Annotated in this window: 21 protein-coding genes; 7 read left to right on the forward strand and 14 right to left on the reverse strand. The window is 74.4% G+C overall.

The genetic code is table 11. The features are described from left to right. Positions 1 to 85: 85 nt before the first annotated feature. From GA0070564_RS02130 to GA0070564_RS02150, 5 genes are all read right to left on the reverse strand, one after another. Positions 86 to 1,567 carry a hypothetical protein gene (locus GA0070564_RS02130; protein ID WP_091601644.1) on the reverse strand — a complete coding sequence of 494 codons (1,482 nt, stop codon included), beginning with the start codon at positions 1,565 to 1,567 and terminating at the stop codon, positions 86 to 88. Continuing rightward, a complete protein-coding gene (locus GA0070564_RS02135; protein WP_091601647.1) occupies positions 1,564 to 2,643 on the reverse strand; it encodes a hypothetical protein in 1,080 nt (359 codons plus the stop codon). The genes GA0070564_RS02130 and GA0070564_RS02135 overlap by 4 nt, the downstream gene beginning before the upstream one ends. Next, complete coding sequence (locus GA0070564_RS02140) at positions 2,640 to 4,046, reverse strand: MFS transporter (RefSeq protein ID WP_091601651.1); 1,407 nt, start codon at positions 4,044 to 4,046, stop codon at positions 2,640 to 2,642. The genes GA0070564_RS02135 and GA0070564_RS02140 overlap by 4 nt, the downstream gene beginning before the upstream one ends. Before the next feature lie 224 nt (positions 4,047 to 4,270). Further along, on the reverse strand, positions 4,271 to 4,504 hold the full coding sequence (locus GA0070564_RS02145; protein ID WP_091601654.1) for a zinc-ribbon domain-containing protein: 234 nt from the start codon (positions 4,502 to 4,504) through the stop codon (positions 4,271 to 4,273). 136 nt (positions 4,505 to 4,640) lie between these two features. Beyond that, positions 4,641 to 5,318: a S1C family serine protease gene (locus GA0070564_RS02150; protein WP_245669788.1), complete on the reverse strand. Its 678-nt coding sequence runs from the start codon at positions 5,316 to 5,318 to the stop codon at positions 4,641 to 4,643. Between the two features lie 273 nt (positions 5,319 to 5,591). On the opposite strand from GA0070564_RS02150, the gene GA0070564_RS02155 reads away from it, so the two are divergent. From GA0070564_RS02155 to GA0070564_RS02165, 3 genes are all read left to right on the forward strand, one after another. Then, the gene (locus tag GA0070564_RS02155; protein ID WP_091601657.1) at positions 5,592 to 6,119 is read left to right on the forward strand and encodes a DUF6244 family protein; all 528 of its coding nucleotides are present in this window, start codon (positions 5,592 to 5,594) and stop codon (positions 6,117 to 6,119) included. Between the two features lie 97 nt (positions 6,120 to 6,216). Then, on the forward strand, positions 6,217 to 6,525 hold the full coding sequence (locus GA0070564_RS02160) for a type II toxin-antitoxin system RelE/ParE family toxin (protein ID WP_091601662.1): 309 nt from the start codon (positions 6,217 to 6,219) through the stop codon (positions 6,523 to 6,525). Next, positions 6,522 to 6,839, forward strand: coding sequence for a helix-turn-helix domain-containing protein (locus tag GA0070564_RS02165; protein WP_091601666.1), 318 nt, complete (start codon positions 6,522 to 6,524; stop codon positions 6,837 to 6,839). Before GA0070564_RS02160 ends, GA0070564_RS02165 begins: the two co-directional genes overlap by 4 nt. Positions 6,840 to 6,895: 56 nt before the next feature. On the opposite strand, the gene GA0070564_RS02170 is transcribed toward GA0070564_RS02165, so the two are convergent. The 4 genes from GA0070564_RS02170 to GA0070564_RS02185 all read right to left on the reverse strand — a co-directional run bounded on the left by GA0070564_RS02170 (position 6,896) and on the right by GA0070564_RS02185 (position 11,142). After that, entirely contained in the window at positions 6,896 to 7,756 is an 861-nt protein-coding gene (locus GA0070564_RS02170; RefSeq protein ID WP_091601668.1) for an SRPBCC family protein, read from the reverse strand. Further along, the gene (locus tag GA0070564_RS02175; protein WP_091601671.1) at positions 7,749 to 8,309 is read right to left on the reverse strand and encodes a helix-turn-helix domain-containing protein; all 561 of its coding nucleotides are present in this window, start codon (positions 8,307 to 8,309) and stop codon (positions 7,749 to 7,751) included. Before GA0070564_RS02175 ends, GA0070564_RS02170 begins: the two co-directional genes overlap by 8 nt. Before the next feature lie 95 nt (positions 8,310 to 8,404). Further along, a complete protein-coding gene (locus tag GA0070564_RS02180; protein ID WP_091601674.1) occupies positions 8,405 to 9,748 on the reverse strand; it encodes a class I SAM-dependent methyltransferase in 1,344 nt (447 codons plus the stop codon). Further along, positions 9,745 to 11,142: an FAD-binding oxidoreductase gene (locus tag GA0070564_RS02185; protein WP_091601677.1), complete on the reverse strand. Its 1,398-nt coding sequence runs from the start codon at positions 11,140 to 11,142 to the stop codon at positions 9,745 to 9,747. Before GA0070564_RS02185 ends, GA0070564_RS02180 begins: the two co-directional genes overlap by 4 nt. 94 nt (positions 11,143 to 11,236) lie before the next feature. Between GA0070564_RS02185 and GA0070564_RS02190 the strand changes: the two genes are divergently transcribed. The 3 genes from GA0070564_RS02190 to GA0070564_RS02200 all read left to right on the forward strand — a co-directional run bounded on the left by GA0070564_RS02190 (position 11,237) and on the right by GA0070564_RS02200 (position 12,889). After that, the gene (locus GA0070564_RS02190) at positions 11,237 to 11,707 is read left to right on the forward strand and encodes an aminoacyl-tRNA deacylase (RefSeq protein ID WP_176730528.1); all 471 of its coding nucleotides are present in this window, start codon (positions 11,237 to 11,239) and stop codon (positions 11,705 to 11,707) included. 39 nt (positions 11,708 to 11,746) lie between these two features. Further along, positions 11,747 to 12,031: a DUF427 domain-containing protein gene (locus tag GA0070564_RS02195; RefSeq protein WP_091601683.1), complete on the forward strand. Its 285-nt coding sequence runs from the start codon at positions 11,747 to 11,749 to the stop codon at positions 12,029 to 12,031. 93 nt (positions 12,032 to 12,124) lie between these two features. Continuing rightward, positions 12,125 to 12,889 carry an RICIN domain-containing protein gene (locus tag GA0070564_RS02200; RefSeq protein WP_091601686.1) on the forward strand — a complete coding sequence of 255 codons (765 nt, stop codon included), beginning with the start codon at positions 12,125 to 12,127 and terminating at the stop codon, positions 12,887 to 12,889. 3 nt (positions 12,890 to 12,892) lie between these two features. Here GA0070564_RS02200 and GA0070564_RS02205 read toward each other — a convergent pair whose 3' ends face one another. After that, complete coding sequence (locus GA0070564_RS02205) at positions 12,893 to 14,194, reverse strand: MFS transporter (RefSeq protein WP_091601689.1); 1,302 nt, start codon at positions 14,192 to 14,194, stop codon at positions 12,893 to 12,895. 54 nt (positions 14,195 to 14,248) lie between these two features. On the opposite strand from GA0070564_RS02205, the gene GA0070564_RS02210 reads away from it, so the two are divergent. After that, on the forward strand, positions 14,249 to 15,244 hold the full coding sequence (locus GA0070564_RS02210; protein ID WP_091601692.1) for a GlxA family transcriptional regulator: 996 nt from the start codon (positions 14,249 to 14,251) through the stop codon (positions 15,242 to 15,244). A 5-nt stretch (positions 15,245 to 15,249) separates the two neighbouring features. Here GA0070564_RS02210 and GA0070564_RS02215 read toward each other — a convergent pair whose 3' ends face one another. The 4 genes from GA0070564_RS02215 to GA0070564_RS02230 all read right to left on the reverse strand — a co-directional run bounded on the left by GA0070564_RS02215 (position 15,250) and on the right by GA0070564_RS02230 (position 20,339). Further along, positions 15,250 to 15,726 carry a hypothetical protein gene (locus GA0070564_RS02215; protein ID WP_176730578.1) on the reverse strand — a complete coding sequence of 159 codons (477 nt, stop codon included), beginning with the start codon at positions 15,724 to 15,726 and terminating at the stop codon, positions 15,250 to 15,252. Positions 15,727 to 15,799: 73 nt separating this feature from the next. Next, positions 15,800 to 17,752, reverse strand: a complete 1,953-nt coding sequence (locus GA0070564_RS02220; RefSeq protein ID WP_091601697.1) for a vWA domain-containing protein — start codon at positions 17,750 to 17,752, stop codon at positions 15,800 to 15,802. Between the two features lie 2 nt (positions 17,753 to 17,754). Beyond that, entirely contained in the window at positions 17,755 to 19,215 is a 1,461-nt protein-coding gene (locus GA0070564_RS02225) for a magnesium chelatase ATPase subunit I (RefSeq protein ID WP_091601700.1), read from the reverse strand. Between the two features lie 59 nt (positions 19,216 to 19,274). Continuing rightward, entirely contained in the window at positions 19,275 to 20,339 is a 1,065-nt protein-coding gene (locus GA0070564_RS02230; RefSeq protein ID WP_091601703.1) for a hypothetical protein, read from the reverse strand. Positions 20,340 to 20,359 lie beyond the last annotated feature (20 nt).

The following is a 20,359-nucleotide window of genomic DNA, read 5'->3' on the forward strand; positions in this document are numbered from 1 at the left end:
CTTTTCGTTCCGGGGGACGGGGGTGCTGGCCTCCACTGAACTACTGAACCGCTTAAGTTTCAAGCATGTAAATATGTTGTTGCGACTACTCTGGGTCAACGTCCTCGATGGTCGGGGGCGGGCCGCCGTGCGTCCACGGCGTCTCCTCCGGCTCGGGGAACGCGCCGGCCGGCAGGAACGCGTCCGACAGGGTGGTCAGGCAGAGCCGCTCCCCCACCTCCGGCACGCTGCCCGGCGGCGCGGTCAACCCGCGGCCCATCCCGCCGGAGAGCTCCAGCACCACCTCGGTCTTCCCCTCGGCGGGGGTCAGGAAGACCACCTTCGCCTTCTGCGCCGGCCGGACCGGCGAACACAGCGTCGCCCCCGCCGGCACCAGCACCGGCTCGGTGGTCACCACCTGGATCCGGGGCCGCAGCACCGGCCGCTTCCCCGAGTCGTCCACCCGCCCCGGGTCGGCCAGCGTCACCTCGGCGACGAACGCCTCCCCGGCCAGCCGGTGCTCCGCCATGACGAGCGGGTCGTCGTAGGCGCGCTGCACCGCGTACGAGGTCGCCGCCCGCTCCAGCCGGTGCAGCCGCCGGGCCGCCGCCACCGCCCCGTCCCGGCGCGGCTGCGGACCACCGCCGGAGTCGACGTGCTCGGCGTACCCGGTGAACGCGTCCTTGTCGCCGTCCCAGCGCCCGGCCACCCGCGCCCCGGCCGGCAGGCCGGCCAGCAACCCCACGCCGCGCCACATCAGCTCCCAGGTGGGCGCGAGCTGGCCGCGCAACACCCGCTCCAGCTCCGCGTACGCCGCCGCCCGGGCCACCTCGTCGTCACCGGCGCCGGCGTACGCGTCGATCGCCGGGGCGAGCACCCGGTTGTCGAAGTCCGGGTCGGTCGCCGGGCCGGCCGGCGGGCAGACCGTCGGGTCCTCCGCCCGGGCGGCCGCCTGCGCGCCGGTCAGCCCCGGCGGCGGGTCGATCCAGCCGAGCAGCGCCGGCAGATGCAGGTCCTCCACCGCGCTCTGCCCGGTCGCCCAGTGCAGGGCCAACGCCTCGGTCATCGCCAGCAGCGCCGACGACCCGGGCTGCTCGGCCCGCTCGGCGAAGAAGGTCAGCCACCGGCCCAGCAGCGGCACCGCCGGGTGCACCGGATAGTCGCCGTCGACGTGCCGGAACCGGCTGGAGCGGCCGAGCAGCCGCAGGAAGGTCACCCCGGCCGGGTTCGGCACCAGCAGCTGCGGCGCGTCCACGTGCCGGTAGCGGACGTCGCGGCCCCGGTCGGTCGGCACCGCCTCGCTCACCCCGCGGAACGAGTCCAGGTACGGCAGCACCACCTCGGCCAGCTCCGCCACGAAGGCGAAGCGCTGGTCCCGGTTGCGGGGCTGCGGCACCACCAGCAGCCGCGCGTCGTCCGGCGCCGTGCCGACCAGCGCCGCCAGCGGGGCGTGCGCCTCACCGGCCATCGCCAGTGGCACCAGCACCAGCGGCCGGGCGGACAGGTGCACGTGCCGGACGGTGGCCACCGGCTGGGCCACCCCGGCTGCGAGGGCCTGCGCCTTGGCCAGCGCGCGCAGCGTACTCACCGGGCCAGGGCCTCGGCGCGCAGCCGGGCCGCGGCCCGCAGCAGCGCGGCGGCCTCCGCCTGCTCCGGCTCCGGGGCCCGCTCGCCGGCGGCCAGCGCCAGCACCTGCGCCACGTCGGCGACGCCGCCGAGCGCCTCCCGCACCGGCCGGCCCATCGCCCCGGTCCGCTCCCGGGCCTCCTGCCGGCAGAAGTACGCCAACTCGCAGGCGGCCAGGCACTCCGGCGCGTAGCGGGCCTCCACAGTTGACAGCCCGGCGGTCAACGTCGCCGGGTCGGCCGTCGGGTCGGCGGTGAACCCGGCCGGCACCCGGGCCAGCAGGTCCTCGATCCGGTCCATCCGGTCCAGCTGCCGGCGCAGCACCAGCAGCTGCCGGCGCACGTCCACCAGGCTGGCCACCGGCTGGTTGGTGAAGTCGCGCGGGCAGACCAGCACCACCTCGTGCGACACCAGCTCCGGATCGCGTCCCTGCTCGGCGAGCAGCTCGCGCAGCGCCAGCACGTAGACGGCGGCCTGGATGGCGGCGCCGGAGACCTTGGCCGGGTCGGCCTGGCCGTCCACCACCGGGAACGACTTGATCTCCACCACGTGGAACCGGCCGGCCAGCCGGGCGGCCACCAGGTCCGGCTCCAGGTGCACCCGCTGCCCGGCCACGGCCAGCCCCAGCAGCGGATGGTCGAACAGCGCCGCGTCGTCCCCCGGAGCGGTCAACGCCGCGCGGGACCGCTCGTGGCGGTCCGGTAGGTCCTCGGCGCCGCCCAGGTCCGTCCAGCTCGCCGCCGCCGGCACCGGTACGCCCAACCGCTCGGCCACCAGTCGCAGCAGCTCGGCCCCGCCGTCGGCCTTCACCCGCGCCTCGAACGCGTTGCCCCGGGTGATGGCGAACCTCGACTGCCCGAACCGGGCCGGGAACCCGACCCGCTCGGCGAGGCGCGGCTTGTCCACCCCGGCGCCGTCGAGCACCGCCCGCCGGGTGCAGCCCGGATTGCCGGTCAGCGCGGCGATCGTCCGGGCGTTGTGCCGCTTCGGCGGCACGTCGCCGCGGATCTCGGCCAGGCGCTGCGCGGTGTTCGTCATGATCCGCCAGGATAGGCGCTTCCCGCCGCCGTGGCCCGTCGCAGGCCGCGCCGGGCCAGCACGGCCGTGGCGACCGCGGCGGCCAGAGCCAGGCCGGTCATCGCCCAGAGCACGGTACGCAGCCCGCCGGTGAACCCGGGGTCGGCGAGCCGGCCACCGGTGGTGCTGGCCAGGACCGCGCCCACCACGGCGATGGCGACCGTCTCGCTGGCCAGCCGCGCTGTGTTGATCATCCCGGCGCCGGTGGCGGCCCTTTCCGGGGCGACGCTGCCGATCGCGATCGCGTCCAGCAGCCCGATCGAGAGCCCCACGCCCACCCCGATGGTCAGCAGCGGACCGGCCAACGTGCCGGTGCCCGCGTGCGGGCCCAGCACCGTCGCCCAGGCCGCCCCGGCGCCGACCACCGCCACCGACACCACGGTGACCGTGGTGGCCGGCACCAGCCGGGTCAGCACCCCGGTGAGCAGCGGCAGCACCAGCGTCGGCGCGGTGAGCAGGATCAGCGTGGCGCCCGCCGCGCCCGGGCTCACCCCCACCACCGTGGTCAGGTACGACGGCAGGTAGACCAGCAGCGGCACCAGCACCGCGACGATGGTGGCCGCCGCCAGGCAGATGCCGACGAACCGGGGGTTCGCCAGCAGGGAGAGGTCGAACATCGGATGGGCGCTGCGCCGCTCCACCCGGACGAACGCCACCAGCAGCGCCACCGCGGCGACGAACGCGGCCACGATCACCGGGGCCGACCAGCCGAACTCGGGTCCCTGCACGAAACCGAAGATGAGCAGCAGCAACGCGGCGGTGAAGGTGACCGTGCCCGGCCAGTCCACCCGGCCCGCCCCGGGCTGGCGGGACTCCGGCAGCAGCGGCACCAGCACGACCAGCACCAGCGCGGCCACCAGGGCCGGGGCGGCGAACACCGCCCGCCAGCCGAACGCCTCGATGAGCAGCCCGGCGATCGACGGGCCGAAGGCCAGGCCGGCGCCGATGGTGGTGCCGAAGACACCGAAGGCGCGGGCCCGGGCCCGACCGTGGAACGCCCCGGCGAGCAGCGCGGAGGCGCTCGTCGCGGCGGCGGCCGCCCCGACGCCGGACAGCGCGCGGGCCAGGTCCAGCAGGACGATGCCCTGGGCGACCGAGGCGAGCAGGCCGCCCGCGGCGAACAGGGCCAGGCCGACCGCGTACACCCGGCGCCGACCGAACAGGTCGGCCAGCGCGCCGGTGGCGAGCATGAAGCTGGCGAAGGTGGCGTTGTAGCCGTTCACCACCCACTGCACGGCGGCGAGCCCGGCGTCCAGGTCGCGGCCCACCTCCGGCAGGGCGACCGACGCGCCGGTCAGCGAGACCGGCAGCGCCAGCGTGGACAGCAGGACGGCGACCAGCACGACGGCCGGGTGATTGCGCACGATTCTCCCCGTTCGGACAACCGGCCCAGCCTAGTCCCGGCCGGTCAGCGCCCCGCCGAGCGGTTCCACGGCGAACGCGGCGAGGCCGCGCCCGCGTCGGGGCGACCACGGCGCCGGTGCCGGCGGCCGGGCGTGCACGGGGGGCGGGAGACGGTGTGCACCGGGGCCGGGGGCGGCTGGACCGGCTGCCGACCGATCAGCCAGCAGAGGAAGCGGGCCACGTCTCAGCCGACCGGGAGGCGACGCGCCTCGGACTTCGACAGGTCGTACTCGGCGCCGCAGAAGGTGCACTGCTGCGCGTAGCGGGTGCGGATCGGGATCAGCGGGATGAAGAAGAGGGTGAACTTCGTGGCCCGCCGGGTGATCACCTGCGCGGCGTTGTTGCCGCAGTTCGGGCAGACCCGGTGCGCGACGCCCGACCGGTCGACCTTGGTCCGCAGACCGAAGATGAAGAACATCGCCCGGCAGTACCCAGCCGGCCCCGATTTTGCACCTGCCAATTTTCGGCGCTGCCGCCGGTGCCTCCTGGTGCTCCGTCCGCCGCTACAGACCTGAGAGCGTGGACGACTCAGCGACCGGCCCGCACCACCGGCGTCAGGCTTGGAGGCGGGCGACCACGGCGCGGACCGTGTCGACCGGGATGGCGAAGCCCAGACCGATGCTGCCGCTGTCCTCGCCGGTGGTGGCGATCGCGACGTTGATGCCGACCACCCGCCCGGCGGTGTCCACCAGCGCACCGCCGGAATTGCCGTGGTTGATCGCCGCGTCGGTCTGCACCAGCCCGGACAGGTCGTCGACCGAGCGGCCCAGGGCGGAGACGATGCCCGAGGTGACCGTCCCGGCCAGGCCGAGCGGGCTGCCGAACGCCAGCACCGCGTCACCGACGTGCAGGGTCGCGTCGCTGCCCAGCGTCGCCGGGGTCAACCCGGACAGGCCCGAGGCGCGCAGCAGCGCCAGGTCCGCCCGGCTGTCCCGGCCGACCACGGTGGCCGGCGCGGTACGCCCGTCGGCCAACTCTACGGTGGCCCGGCCGCCGGAGGCCACCACGTGCGCGTTGGTGAGGATCAGGCCGTCGGCGTCGAGGACCACCCCGGAGCCGAGGACGGTGCCGCCGCTGCCGTCGACCTGGACGGTGACGATGCTCGGCGACACCGCCGCGACCACCCCGGAGAGCGAGTCGATGCTCGTGGTCGCGGCGGCCAACGGCGTGCCGCCGCCGGCCATCCGCTCCGCGACCAGCGCGCCGGACGTACCGCTGCCCAGGACCAGCACCAGCGCGAGCCCGGCGGCGGCCAGCCGGCGCCGACGGTGCGACGACGCCGGCGCGGCCGGCAGGTCGCCCGGCGGCTGGTGCGGCGGCGGGCGGCGCGGGGTCGGTGGGCGCGGGACGGGTCAACGTGTCGAGCATCGGTCCTCCTCGGTCCGGCGATGGCACCACCGTCGCGCGGTCCGCTGGAGCCGCCTTGTGGAGTTCCTGTGCGAACGCCGTGCGTGCCGGTAGGTTCGGCGGCATCCGCACCGTCATCGATCGGGAGGCCGGCTGCCGTGTCGCACATCGAGACCATCACCGGTGAGCTGCGCGCCCTCGCCGCCGGGGTCGAACGGGCGCAGGGGCTCGTCGGCGCCGCCGACAAGCAGGCCCAGGACGTCGCGCTGCGGGCCGCCGGCGCCGGCTTCGCGGCGGTCGCGGCCGGCGTGGTCCGGGTACGCGGCGCGATCGGCGAACTGCGGGGTGGCCTCGGTGCGCTCGCCACCTCCCTCGGCGAGGCGACCACCGTCACCGCGACCGTCCCGCACCAGGCCACCCCGCAGGAGACCATCGCCGGGCTGACCCCGGTCCGGCAGGCCGTCGACGGTGCCCGGCAGGCCACCGCCCGCAGCATCGCCCAGGTCGGCGAGGTGCAGCAGCTCGCCCGGGTGGTGTTGCAGGGCGGTCAGCCGGGGCCGATGCTGGCCGCCCTGGACAGCGTCAAGCAGGTGCTCACGCTGGTGGTGCAGCGCACCGGCACCGCCGGGCGGGCCGTCGACGCCGCCGTCGCCGAGGCCCGCCAACTCGGCGCCACCACCGACTGACCGACCCACCTTTGAGTTTAGCAATCGCTATACTCATCCCATGGATTCACCGGGCTGAGATGTCTTCATCGTCGACGAGGTTCGCGCCTGGATCGAGATGCTCGACCCGGCGACGTACGCACGAGTGGTGCAGGCGATCGACGTACTGGCCGAGTCGGGGCCCGGACTCGGCCGTCCACTCGTGGACGCCATAAGAGGCTCGACGATCGCTAATCTCAAGGAACTGCGACCGGGGACGGTACGCATCCTGTTCGTCTTCGATCCATGGCGATCCAGCATCCTGCTGGTCGCCGGCGACAAAGCTGGGCAGTGGAATGCGTGGTACCAGCAGGCCATCCCGCTTGCCGAGCAACGCTACGAGCTATATCTGAAGGAACGGGCGCAGGAAGAAGGGGGGCCGTCGTGAGCAACCACGTGCGCTGGGCGGACATCAGGGCGGAGTACGTACACCGGGCTGGCGGCGAGGAGGCCGTGGCGGCCGGTAAGCAGGAACTGCTGGCGGAGGTGGTGGGACACCGCCTGGCGGAGATCCGGCGTGCCCGAGGGTTGACCCAACAACAGGTCGCCGAGCGGATGGGTGTCTCGAAGGGCCGGGTGTCACAGATCGAACAGGGGCAGATCTCCGGCCAGGAGGTAGTGGCCCGGTTCGCCGCCGCACTCGGCGGACGACTGCACCAGGCGATCTACTTCGACGACGGCGACATCGCCGCCATCGCCTGAATCAGTCCGGACGGTCGCGGCCCGACCCCTCGTGAGGGGTCGGGCCGCATGGACAGTCAGGCCGGCGCGACCGACGGCATCTCCACGGCGAGCCAGATCGGTCGCCAGTCGGCCAGCTCGTGATAGCGGCGCAGCTCGGACAGGCCGGCCACGGTTCCGCTCCACGCCGCGTACGGCGGATTGCCCTCGTCGAAGCCGCTCTGCACGAAGGTCAGCTTCGTCTTCCCGTCGGATTCGGCCAGCTCCCAGGTGGTGACGCCGACCGGCCCCCAGTCGACGGACATTCGCCGGCCCGGCTCCAGGTCGACCACCTTCGCGGCGGGGCCGGCGTCGAAGCCGCCCATGGCGTACCGGCCGCCGACCCAGGGCTCGATGCCGATCGGGTAGCCGAACCAGGCGCTGGCCTGCTCGGAGTCGGTGAGTGAGGTCCAGACCCGGTCGACCGGGGCGGCGATCAGCAGCTCGCCGCGCAGGTCGGCGGAGGTGAAGTCGGTCCTCGGCAGCAGCGGCCGGCCGGTCAGGTGTGCGTCCAGGTTGGCCAGCGACAGCGCCCACCAGGTCTGGAGGACGCCGCGGATGCTGCTGCCGTCGAGCGCCTCGGCGAAGACGAAGTGGCTCTGGGTGAGCGTGAGGACGGTGGCGTCCGGCCCGTCGGGGGCCAGGGACATCTCGCTGGTGGTCTCCACTCCGTCGAGGGTCCAGGCGAAGCGCAGGGTGTGCTCGTCGGCGTGCAGCAGTCGCTGGTGCGGCTCGTCCCCCTCCGGGGTGTGGCGGCCCCAGAACTCGTACCGGTGGGGCAGGTCGACCTCGGCGTGCTCGGCGAACCAGGTCCGCAGCTCGGTGGGGTCGGTCAGGGCGTGCCGGACGGCCTCGACGGGCGCGGCCAGCCGGACGCGCACGGTCAGCAGGTCACTCATCTGTTTCGCCTTTCGGGTAGCAGGCCACGGCGAGCTTGAAGGCGTCCCCTTCGGCGCCCCCGTAGCGGGTGAACAGGTCCTGGAGCGTGGATCGCAGGTCGTTCAGGAACTCCTGCCGGCGCTCGGCGGGCACCCGGATCTCGCCGGAGACGCCGATCGAGGGCAGCTCCGGGGCGGTGCGGTCGAGGTCGGCGACGTCGGCCTGGACCTGCTCCATCAGGTCCAGCAGGTAGCCGAGGCTCAGCTCGTCACTCGCCCGCCGCGTCCCGCCGATCCGGCCGACCAGTCGCGGCGAGAGCCAGTACGACCGGGCGACCGCCCGGTAGATGCCCTCGGTGATGCCGCGCACCTGGCGGGTGGTGACCTGCTCGGCCAGGCCGGCCGCCACCAGCTGCTTGACGTGGTAGTAGACCCGCTGCGGGGTCTGCTCCAGCCGGGCGGCGACCTCGGTGCAGGTCCGGGGCTCGGCGAGCTGCCGCAGCACCTCGATGCGTTGCGGCTTGAGCAGGGTCTCGGCCTGCTCGCGTTCTTCCAGGTACAGGACGTCTCTCATGGAAAAATCAGTTTGTACGTACAAAAAGAGTTTGTCAATGAGGTCGGCGAAAGGCCGCGCGGATCGCGCGGCCTTTCGCCGGGGTCAGTCGCCGGTCAGGACGTCCAGTCCGGACGCAGCGGGTACGTCGTCTCGCCGTCCGGCCCGTTACGGGTCGCCAGCACCTGGTGCAGCTGGATGCCGTTGCGCTCGAAGCCCATCCGCGACCCGGCCATGTACAGCCCCCACACCCGGGCGGTGCCCGGCCCGACCTCGCCCACGCAGAAGTCCCAGTGCTCCACCAGGTTGCGGCACCAACCCGCCAGGGTCAGCGCGTAGTGCTGGCGCAGGTTCTCCTCGTGGTGCACCTCCAGGCCGGCGTCGTGGATCTCGCCGATCAGCCGCCCCGGACCGGCCAGCTCGCCGTCCGGGAAGACGTACCGGTCGATGAACGCGCCCGAGCGGTGCGGCGCCCGGTTGTCGGCCCGGGTGATGCAGTGGTTGAGCAGCCGCCCGCCCGGGCGCAGCCGCTCCCGCAACGCCCGGAAGTACGCCGGATAGTTGCGCACCCCGATGTGCTCGGTCAGCCCGATCGAGGAGACCGCGTCGAACTGCTCCCGCGGCGCGTCCCGGTAGTCCAGGTGCCGCACCTCGGCCAGCTCCGACAGGCCCTCCCGCTCGATCGCCGCCTGCGCCCACTGCGCCTGCGCCCTCGACAGGGTCACCCCGAGCGCCTTGACGCCGTATTCCCTGGCCGCGTGCCGGACCATCCCACCCCAGCCGCAACCCACGTCCAGCAGCTTCATCCCCGGCCTGAGCGCCAGCTTGTTCGCCACCAGGTCGTACTTGGCGCGCTGCGCCTCCTCCAGCGTGTCCTCCGGGGAGCGGAAGACCGCGCAGGTGTACGTCATGGACGGGCCGAGCACCTTCTCGTAGAAGGCGTTCGACACGTCGTAGTGGTGCGAGATCACCGTGCTGTCCCGGGACCTGGAGTGCCGCAGCCCGTTCATCACCCGCTTCCAGCGCGGCTGGGCCTCCTGCGGCGGGGGCGGCGGCGGCAGCAGCCGTTCCCAGCCCAACCCCCGGACCAGGGCCAGCCCCTCGGCCACCGACGGCAGCCGCAGCGGCATGTCGTCCTTGAGCACCGTCAGCGCCGCGTACGGGTCACCCGGGTGTACACCGCTCAACGCCAGGTCACCGCTGACGTACGCCCGGGCCATGCCCAGGTCGCCCGGGGCGGTGAGCAGGTAGGACAGGCCCCGCTCGTTACGGATGGAGAGGGTGATGCCGGCGTCGGCCGGACCGACGGCACTGCCGTCGTACCCGGTGATCCGGACCGGCAGGCTGCCGGTGGTGACCGCGCGGATCACGTCCGCCACGGTCGTACCGCCCCGCCGGCCCCCCGCCGGTGGTGTCGCGGGCGTACTCGCCGCCCCCTGTTCTCGGTCGGTCAGGCTCATTGTCGTGCTACCGCCTTCTCGTACAGTCCGGTCAGCCGGTGGTCCGGGTCGTAGCGGTCCCGTACGGCCCCCCACACCTGGCCGCCGTAGAGCCGGTCGAACGATTCCCGGTCGTAGTACGCGTCCGAGTAGAGCGACTTGTGCCCGCCCGCCTCGGACACCGCCCGCTCGATCGAGCGGTTGACGTCGCCGTCCGCCGCCCCTGCGGCGATCGGCACACTCCCCCAGAAGCCGATGTTCACATAGGTTTCGTCCGGTTGGAGGGGATACAGCGGCCATGCCCGGGCCGATCCCGGGCCGGCCGGCTCCCGCAGCCGCAGCGGGCAGAGCCACACCGGGGTCATCCCCACCTCCCGGTGGAACCACCGCAGGAAGCCCGCCGTCGCGGTGAGCGGGATCTCGACGTCCTGCACCACCCGCTCCCGGGCCGGCCGACCCCGCCAGCGGTCCACCCGGGCGGCCACCTGGTGCCGGTGCTCGAGGCGGACCAGCCGGTGATAGAAGTCGCTGCGCCGGTAGCGCTGTGGCCAGAGCCGGCGCACCACCGGATGCTGCACCCCGAACGCCGACGAACACCAGAACCAGTCGGTGTCCCAACGCCAGAGATAGTCGTACGCGGTCAGCACGTCGCGGGTGCGCCGGCGCAGCGACCGGTAGTAGATGTCCTGGCCGGTGTAGTCGCTCGGCCGCTCCGCCTCGTCGCTGAACGACCCCAGCACCAGGTAGGCCTCGCCGGGGCTGAACATCACCCCGTCCATCGCGTCGACCGGCTCCCCCGCCCAGGCGCCCTTCTCGACCACCTCGGCGATCGCGTCGGTCAACTCCTCCAGCCGGGTGAACCGGATGTTGCGCAGGCCCACGAAGCGGCGCACCGGTTGCAGCTCGATCCGCAGCCGGGTGGCGTAGCCGAGGCTGCCCAGCGAGTTGGGAAAGGCCCGGAACAGGTCTGCGTGCTCACCGACCGGCCGGGCGGTGACGATCTCGCCCGAGCCGGTGAGGATGTCCATCTCGGTCACCGACTCGTGCGGCAGGCCGTTGCGGAACGAGGTGGACTCGATGCCGAGCCCGGTCACCGCCCCACCCAGGGTGATCGTTCGCAACTGCGGCACGACCAGCGGCATCAGCCCGTGCGACAGGGTGGCGTCCACCAGGTCCTCGTAGGTGCACATGCCCTGCACGTCGGCCGTCCGGGCCTCGGGATCGACCCCGATCACCCCGCTCAGGCCGCTGACGTCCAGCCCCGGAGCGCTCGGCACCGACCTGGGTCGGAACAGGTTCGACGTGCGTTTGGCAAGCCGCACGGGCTCGCCGGGTGGCACCGCGGCGTACGACCGCCGCAGCGTGGCCACCGCCTGATCATGGTCCACCGGATGATCCACACGCTCCGCGCGCATGAGATCACATTACGCCTCCACCCGCCCGGAAGGGGGGACGTCCACGGTGGCCGTTTCGCGTCCCGCCGGCGGCGTGCGGGCTACCGTGGCGGGCATGCCGTCCCCCGCGATCGCCGCCCTCGATGCCACCGGCCTGCCGTACCGGGTGATCCGGCACGCTCCGGTGGCCAGCCTGGGCGAGGCCGCCGCCGCCCGCGGCGTGGAGATCCCCGACGTGGTCAAGACCCTGGTGGTCCGCCGCGGCCCCGGCGAGCACCTCTTCGTCCTCACCCCCGGCGGACGGGTGATCTCCTGGCCGAAGCTGCGGGCGCTGCTCGGGGTGAGCCGGCTGTCGATGCCGGACGCGGCGGCGGCCCGGGAGGCCACCGGCTACGAACGCGGCACCATCACCCCGTTCGGCGCCACCACCGCCTGGCCGGTGATCGCCGACGAGCGGCTGCGCGGCCGGGAGATCACCCTCGGCGCGGGCGAGCACGGCGTCGCGGTGGCGCTGGACGCCGACGCCGCGCTGACCGCCCTGGCCGCCACCGTCGCCGACGTCACCGATCCCGAACCGACCCGCTGAGCAGTGGCCGGCGGGCCGGTGGCGGCATAGCGTGGGGGCATGCCGAAAGCTGTGTGGAACGACGTCGTGATCGCCGAGAGCGACGACACCGTGCTGGTCGAGGGAAACCACTACTTCCCCCGGTCCACCCTGCGCGACGACCTGATCCGGGAGTCCGACACGCACACGGTCTGCCCGTGGAAGGGCACCGCCTCCTACTACTCCCTGGAGGACGACGGCCGCAGCAGCGCCGACGCAGTCTGGTACTACCCCGAGCCGAAGCCGGAGGCGGAGCAGGTCCGCGACCGGGTGGCGTTCTGGAAGGACGTCCGGGTCGTCGACTGAGCGGCGTCGATCGCCGGCGCCGCCGGTGGACCGAGCGTGACCGGGCGGAGCGGCGATTGGCCCCGGGGCACCCGGTTGCGTCAGGATGCCCCCATGGCCGTCTCCGATGAGCGCAACGACCCGGCCGGCACCGTCTACGGCGCCGCCCGCCGCCGCCGGGCCCGCCCCGGGCTGCCCGGTGACCCGCTGATGCGGATCGCGCTGGCGATCGGGCTGGTCGGCGTCCTGCTCGGAGCCTTCTTCGCCACCGGCGTGCTCGGCGGCGGCGGCCAGGAGCCGGTGCTGCCCGCCGCGGCGGCCACCCAGGAACCGGCGGCCGACGAGTCCCCGACGGCGGCCGAGCCGACCGTCGAGCCGATCCCGACCGTTCCGGCCGAGCCGTCGCCGACGCCGACGCCCGAGGCCACCACGCCCTCGGCGCCACCCGCCCCGGCCGGCCCGCCCACCGGTCCGCAGCTGTTCCGGACGGTCACCTCCGGCCTCTGCGTCGGCCTGGCCGGCGGTGAACCCGAGGGCGCCGACGCGACGCTGGTCGACTGCACCGGCAGCCCCGACCAGCAGTGGGTGGCCACCCCGGTGAACGGGGACGTGGTCACCCTGACCAACGCCGCCACCGGCAAGTGCCTCGACGTGGACGGCGGCAGCGGCGACGACGGCGCGGTCGTGCAGCAGTGGTCCTGCCAGGGACAGGCCAACCAGCAGTGGCGGATCGTCGCCATCGGCACCGGTCCGGTGCTGCTCACCCCGGTGCACAGCGGCAAGTGCGTCCGGATCCACGACAACGCCACCACCGCCGGCGCCTACCTGGAGCAGGCCACCTGCACCGCCACCGCCGAGCAGCAGTGGACGCTGGGCTGACCGTCAGCCGCGGTAACTCCACGCCCGCCGCCCGGTGACCACCGGCACCGGCTCCACCGCGACGACCACCGGATCCCGCCGACGCAGCGCCAGCGACAGCACGGCCGCGCCGACCGACAGCGCTCCGGCCGCGTACCAGGCCACGGCGTAGTCGCCGAGAGAGTCGCGGACCAGGCCGGCCCCGGTCGCGGCGATCGCCGCGCCGAACTGGTGGGCGGCGAAGACCCAGCCGAAGACCACCGCCCCGGACGCGCCGAAGTACTCCCGGCACAGCGCCACCGTGGGCGGCACGGTGGCCACCCAGTCCAGCCCGTAGAAGACGATGAAGACCAGCATGCTCGGCTGCGCGCTGTCGGCGAAGAGCGCCGGCAGCACCAGCAGCGACGCCCCGCGCAACGTGTAGTAGGCGGCCAGCAGCAGCCGGGCGTCCACCCGGTCGGTGAGCCAACCCGAGGCGATCGAGCCGGCGATGTCGAAGATCCCGACCACGGCCAGCAGTCCGGCCGCGGTGGTCTCGGGCATGCCGTGGTCGTGCGCGGCCGGCACGAAGTGGGTGCCGACCAGCCCGTTCGTGGTCGCCCCGCAGATCGCGAAGCCGCCGGCCAGCAGCCAGAACGCGCGGGTCCGCGCGGCGCCGGCCAGCGCGCCCACCGCCCGGGCCGCCGCCCCACCGGCCGGCGCGGGCGCCGGCACCACCTCGGCCGCGCCGTAGGCCGGTAGGCCGAGATCCGCCGGGTGCTCACGCAGCAGCCACCCCACCAGGGGTACGACCGCCAGCGCGGCCCCGGCCACGACGAGCGCCGCCGCCCGCCAGCCGTGGTCGCGGACCAGCACCGCCAGCAGCGGCAGGAACACCAGCTGGCCGGCCGCCCCACCGGCGGTCAGCACCCCGGTGACCAGTCCGCGCCGCTGCACGAACCACCGCCCGGTCACGGTCGCCACGAAGGCCAGCGCCATCGAGCCGGTGCCCAGCCCGACCAGTACGCCCCAGCAGAGCAGCAGCTGCCAGCTCGCGGTCATGAAGACGGTCAGGCCACTGCCGAGGGCGACCAGCAGCAGCGCGGCGGCCACCACCCGGCGGATGCCGAACCGGTCCATCAGCGCGGCGGCGAAGGGCGCGGTCAGCCCGTAGAGCAGCAGGTTGACCGAGACGGCGGCGGAGATGGTCGCCAGCGGCCAACCGAACTCGGCGTGCAGCGGGTGCAGCAGCACCCCGGGTGTGGCGCGGAACCCGGCCGCGCCGACCAGCGCCACGAAGGCGACGGCGGCGACGTACCAGGCCTGATGCGGGCGGTGTCGGATCACGCCGTCGAGTCTCCGGGGCGGGCCACCCGACCGGCGAGTGGCCGGAAAGCCATCATGCGCAATAATCGGGCCATGGCCCTCGTCCCGCACCGGATCGGCGTGCTCGCCCTCGACGGGGTGGTCGCCCTGGACCTGGGCACCCCCTCCCAGGTCTTCCACACCGCCCGCGCCGACGACGACACCCCGCTCTACACGGTCACCATCTGCACTCCGGGCGGCCAGCCGATCCGCTCCAGCGCCGGCTTCCAGGTCCTCCCGGAACACGGGCTGGAGCTGCTGGCCGCCGTGGACACGGTGATCGTCCCCGGCATCCACAGCGGCACCGCACTGGACGACGGCACGGTCGACCCGGCCGTCGCCGAGGCGCTGCGGGCCGCCCACCACCGGGGCGCCCGGGTCATGTCGATCTGCACCGGCGCCTTCGTCCTGGCCGCCGCCGGGCTGCTCGACGGCCGCCCGGCCACCACCCACTGGGCGTACGCGAGCCGCTTCCGCCGGCTGCACCCGACCGTCGACCTGGACCCGGACGTGCTCTTCATCGACGACGGGCCGGTGCTCACCTCGGCCGGCGTGGCCGCCGGGATCGACCTGTGCCTGCACGTCGTGCGCACCGACCACGGGGCCGCGGTGGCCAACCGGTCGGCCCGGCGCTGCGTGGTGCCACCGTGGCGCGACGGCGGCCAGGCCCAGTACATCGAGCGACCGGTCCCGGCCGGCCCGCGTACCGGCACCGCCGCCACCCGCGAGTGGGCCCGGCAGCGGCTGCACGAGCCGGTCACCCTGCGGGACCTGGCCGGGCACGCCCGGATGAGCGTGCGCACCTTCACCCGGCACTTCCGCTCCGAGACCGGGCTCAGCCCGGCCCAGTGGCTACTGGGGCAGCGCACCGACCATGCCCGCCTGCTGCTGGAGACCACCGACCTGAGCGTCGACCAGGTCGCCCACCGGTCCGGCTTCGGCACGGCCGCCGCCCTGCGCCAGCAGCTCCAGCTGCGGATCGGGGTCTCCCCCTCGGCCTACCGCCGCACCTTCCGCCGCATCCCCGGCTGACCGGGTCAGGCCGGGTGGGGTTGGCGGCGCAGGGAGTGCAGTTGGGCCAGGTGCATCGGGAGGTGGACGCGGGCGTGCAGGTCCAGCACCCGACCCCAGGGCAGCGACTCGTCCACGTCCAGGTCGAAGCCCTCCCGCAGCACCGTGTCGACCGGCGTCTCGGCGGCCTCGCCCAGCCGGTCGGCGAGGGCACAGAGCTTCTGGCTGGTGGCCCGCAGCAGGGTCCCCAGCCCGTCCAGCCCGCCGCACTCGGCGGTCAGCGCGTCCAGCTGCGGCCGGTGGATGGTCTCCAGGTCGTAGTAGGCGAACGGGGAGCCGGCGAGCACCGCCTCGGTCGCCTCGCTCATCAGCTCGTCGTTGGCGGCGAGGTGCGCCACGATCTGCTCGGCGCTCAGCTCCCCCTCGGCAGGCGTACCGAAATCCCCGCCGTCGACCAGGTCGAACACCTCGCCGTAGCGTCGCCGCAACTCCCCGCTCTCCACCACCCCCGCAGCCAACCCGCCGCCCCGCCCGGGTGCCGGCCGATCGGCACCGGTTCACCCGGACGGGGGCGGGTCAGCGACGGCCGTGCCGGGCGCGCAGGTAGTCGGCGACGACGTACTCGCCCAGGTCGTCGGGGTCGGGGGTGAACATCCGGCCCTTGGAGCGGCGGGCCACCGCGTCCACGAAGCGGCGCAGGCCGGGGTCGTCACCGAGCATGAACAGGTTGATGGTGGCGCCGTAGCGGGTCAGCCGGTCCACCTCCCGGATGGTCGCCTCGATCGTCTCCGGCAGCGGCGGCCAGTGGAAGTACGCCTCCCCGTCCTCCGGGTCGAGGTGGGCGGTCGGCTCGCCGTCGGTGACCACCAGCACCACCGGCTCGGCGCCCGGGTGCTTGCGCAGGTGCCGCCCGGCCAGCCGCAGCGCGTGCTGGAGGTTGGTGCCCTGCTGGAGGTCCGGCTCGACGGCCGCCAGCTCCTGCTGGCTCAGCGCCGCCGCCTCCCGGCCGAACCCGACGATCTGGAGGGCGTCCTGCGGGAACCGGGTGGCCACCAGGTGCGACAGGGCCAGCGCCGTCTGCTTCATCGGCCCCCAGCGCCCCTGGGAGATCATCGAGTACGACAGGTCGACGCAGAGCGCCACCGCCGCCGACGCCCGCCGTTCGGTCTCCACCACCTCGAAGTCCTCGACGGCCAGTTGCAGGGGCACGGTGGGGCCGGCCCGGCGTACCGCGCGGGTGAGGGTGCGCACCACGTCCAGGGGCTGCTCGTCGCCGTACTCCCACTGCCGGGAGGCGCCGCTGACCTCGCCGGCCGCCCCGGCCGAGCGCAGGTCGTGCTGGCCGCGCGGGCCGGCGGTCAGCTCACCGAAGACCCGGCGCAGCGCCGTGCCGGCGAGCCGGCGCAACGCCTTCGGGCTCAGGGTCAGGCCGTCGGCGTCCCGGCTCACCCAGCCCTGCCGGCGCAGCTCCCGCTCCAGCTCCCGCAGCCGGCGTACGTCGTCGGCGGCGTCGCGGCCCAGCGTCCGGGCGACCGCCTCGACGTCCACCTCGTCCAGGGTGGCACCGGACTGGTCCTGGTCCAGGGCGTCGAGCAGCTCGTCCAACTCGGCGATCTCGTCGAGCGCGCCGGTCGCCTCGCCGTACCCGAGGGGCTGGTCACCGCGGACCCGCTCGCCGCGCTGCCAGTTCAGGTCGGGACGCAGCGCCCTGAGGTGGTCGTCGAGCGCCGACAGCTCGCCTGCGAGCCGGTCGCCCAGCGACTGGCGCATCAGGCCGGCCAGTTCCTCGCGCTGCCGGTCCGACAGCGAGCGCATCAGCCGTTCCCCGGCGGCGGCCCGCCGGGCCAGCACGTCGACCAGCTCGTCGACGTCCTTGGGCCGCTCGGGGAAGAACTCGCCGTGCCGGCGCATGAACTCGGCGAACGCGTCGGTGGTGTCCTCCGAGCGGGCGTGCCGGTCCAGCAGGTCGTTGAGGTCGCGCATCATCTCGGCGAGCTGCCGCTGCACCGCCGGGTCACCGGCCGCCCGGGCCGCGTCGCGCAGCCCGGCGAAGCGCTGTTCCAACACGTCGCCGCGGAGCCCGTCGAGGATCTGCTGGTACGTCCGCCGCGCCTCCTCGCTGGCCCACTCGTAACCGGCCAGCTCCTGCACCGCGCGGGCGGTGGAGCGGGGCAGGTTGTCCAGCACCGCCTCGGCGAAGCGGGCGTCGTCGTCGCCGCGTCCGCGCAGCGCGTCCCGCTCGGCGGCGAGCGCCTGGTCGAGCAGCGCCCGGGAGCGGGTGACCGTCCCGTCCAGGTCGCCCCGGCGCAGCGCCTCCCGGCGCAGCCGACGGGCCCGGGAAGCCAGCTCGTCCAGGCCACCCCGGCCCTGCGGTCCCCGGCGCAGCAGGTCACGCAGCGCCTCCCGCAGGCTGCCGCCGTTGAGCACCTCGGCGCCGACGGCGTCCACCGCCTCGCGCACGTCGTACGGCGGGGCGAGCGGGTCGGGCCCGCCGCGCCACTGGCCGTACCGGAACCGGTTGCCGGCCATGGTCAGCCCCGGCCGCCGTAGACGGTGCGCCCGGTCTCGGTGACGTCCTTGCCGAGCCGGCGGGTCAGGTACAGCCCCTCCAGGACGAACTCCACCCCGGCGGCGGCCTGCTCGGGCGTGGGCGCGTCGCCCAGGCCCAGCCGGTCCAGCGCCTTGGCCAGCCCGGGGACGGTGCCGACCTGGCGCAGCAGCTCGGCCGAGGAGACCAGCTCCCCGGTCTCGATCACCGCGCCCTCGCCGACCAGCGCGGTGAAGCCGGACAGGTCCAGCCCGGCCAACCGGGTCCGGAACGTCTCCGCGGTGGCGGTACGCAGCAGGTGGGCCAGGACCTCGATCTCCCGCCCCTCCTCGCCGCTCTCGAACTCCACCTTGCCGCGCAGGGTGGAGGTGACGGAGACGGCGTCGCCGACCCGGGCGACGGCGGCCTCGGGGCGTACCCCGGCGGGAGCGGAACCGGCGAGCAGGCCGGCGCGGCGCAGCGCGGCCGCCGCGACGGTCTCCGCGGCGGCGATGGCGAACCGGGCGGAGACCCCGGAGCGCGGGTCCACCGACGGTGACTCGCGGACGTCGCGGGCGAACCGCGCGAGGACCTCCAGCACGTGCTCCGGCACCTCGGCGACCAGGTCGGCCTCCTGCCGGATCAGCGCCAGCTCCAGCTCCAGGTCGACCGGGTAGTGGGTACGGATCTCCGCGCCGAACCGGTCCTTGAGCGGGGTGATGATCCGACCCCGGTTGGTGTAGTCCTCCGGGTTGGCGCTGGCCACCAGGAGCAGGTCCAGTGGCAGCCGCAGCTGGTAGCCGCGAACCTGGATGTCCCGCTCCTCCAGCACGTTGAGCAGCGCCACCTGGATGCGTTCGGCCAGGTCGGGCAGCTCGTTGACGGCGAAGACGCCCCGGTTGGTACGCGGCACGAGGCCGAAGTGGATGGTCTCCGGGTCGCCGAGGGTACGCCCCTGGGCGATCCGGATCGGGTCCACGTCGCCGATCAGGTCACCGACGCTGGTGTCCGGGGTGGCGAGCTTCTCGCCGTAGCGCATCGACCGGTGCAGCCAGCCGATCGGCAGGTCGTCGCCGGCCCCGGCCACCTGGGCGTGGCTGGCCGGGGTGAGCGGGTGCATCGGGTGCTCGTTGAGCACCGAGCCGGGGATCACCGGGGTCCACTCGTCGAGCAGCGCGCCGAGCGAGCGGATCAGTCGGGTCTTGCCCTGGCCGCGCTCGCCGAGCAGCACCATGTCGTGGCCGGCGAGCAGGGCCCGCTCGACCTCGGGCAGGACGGTGTCGTCGTAGCCGACGATGCCGGGGAAGCGGTCCTCGCCGGTCCGCATCCGGGCCAGGAGGTTGTCGCGGAGTTCCTGCTTGACCGTGCGGTAGCGGTGTCCCGCGGCGCGGAGCTGCCCGAGCGTGCCGGGCAGGTCGGCGGGTGGGACCGGAATAGCCTGGTTGGGCGCAGTCACCCGATACACGCTAGCGCGGTCCGCGCCGGGATCGCCCGTCACTGAGCGGGCCGGCCCATCCGTGGCCGTCAGTCCCGGCCGCAGCGCCGGCAGGCGCCCCGCCGCCGCAGGTGGTACGCCAGCGTCGCCGCCCCCAGCGCGACGCCCCAGAACGGCCAGAGCAGCATCGGCGCCTCGGCCGCGCTGAGGTCCTCGGTCAGCCGCCAGAACTGCGGGGCGGTCAGCAGGGCCAGCGACGCCCCGGTCACCGACAGGGCGACCAGGGTCGCCGGGACCACCGCCAGGGCCACCGGCACCCGCCGGCCGGCCAGCCCGGGCAGCCAACGCGGGAACCGCTCACCCCAGGGCCGGACCAGACCGACGGTGAGCACCGCGCCGACGGTGGCGAACGCGCCCAGCCCGACACCGGCCCAGACCAGTCCGGTCTCGTGCATCTCGGTCAGGAGGTCCCGGCCGATGCCGAGCGGGATCCCGAACAGCCAGGCGAACCGGGTGGCCGCGTAGACCAGCGGGATGACCGCGGCGGTCCAGGTGGCCCAGCGCCCCCACCGGGCGGCCGACGCCGCCGTGGTCCAGCCGTGCCCCGCCGCGCGCCGGCCGCAGGCCATGCAGGCCGCGCCGGTCCGCCGCTGCCAGACCAGCAGCGCGCCGGCCAGCAGCACCCCGCCGACCAGCGCCGCGCCCCGGGCGAACAGCGCCCAGGTGAACAGCGCCGAGTAGTCGACGGGGGGCCAGCCGAACGGCGCGCCGAGGATCAGCATCGGCGCGTAGCCGAGCATCATCAGCACCCGCACGTCCGGCACCACCACGGCGAGGAAGGCGGCCAGCGCCCAGCCGTAGCCGAGGACCAGCAGCCGTGTCGGGCGACGCAGCGGGGTGGAGCCGGTGGCGACCAGGGCCACCACGGCGCCGGCCAACAGCAGGGCGGCGAAGAGCGGCGGCCCGGCCGCCACCGGCACCAGCCGGAGCAGGTTCGCGCCGTCGCCGTACGGGTCGTTGTCGCCGAACGGGTAGCCGGCCCGGGTCAGGGTGCCGACGAGCGCGACCACACCCCAGCCGGCCAGCCAGGCGGCGGCCAGCGGTGGGGCGAGGGCGAGCCGGGATCCGGTCGGGGTGCGGGTCGTGGTGGTCATGGTTCCAGCCTCGGCCGATC

This window comes from Micromonospora mirobrigensis (genome assembly GCF_900091555.1).
In the GTDB taxonomy this organism is placed as follows: domain Bacteria; phylum Actinomycetota; class Actinomycetes; order Mycobacteriales; family Micromonosporaceae; genus Micromonospora; species Micromonospora mirobrigensis.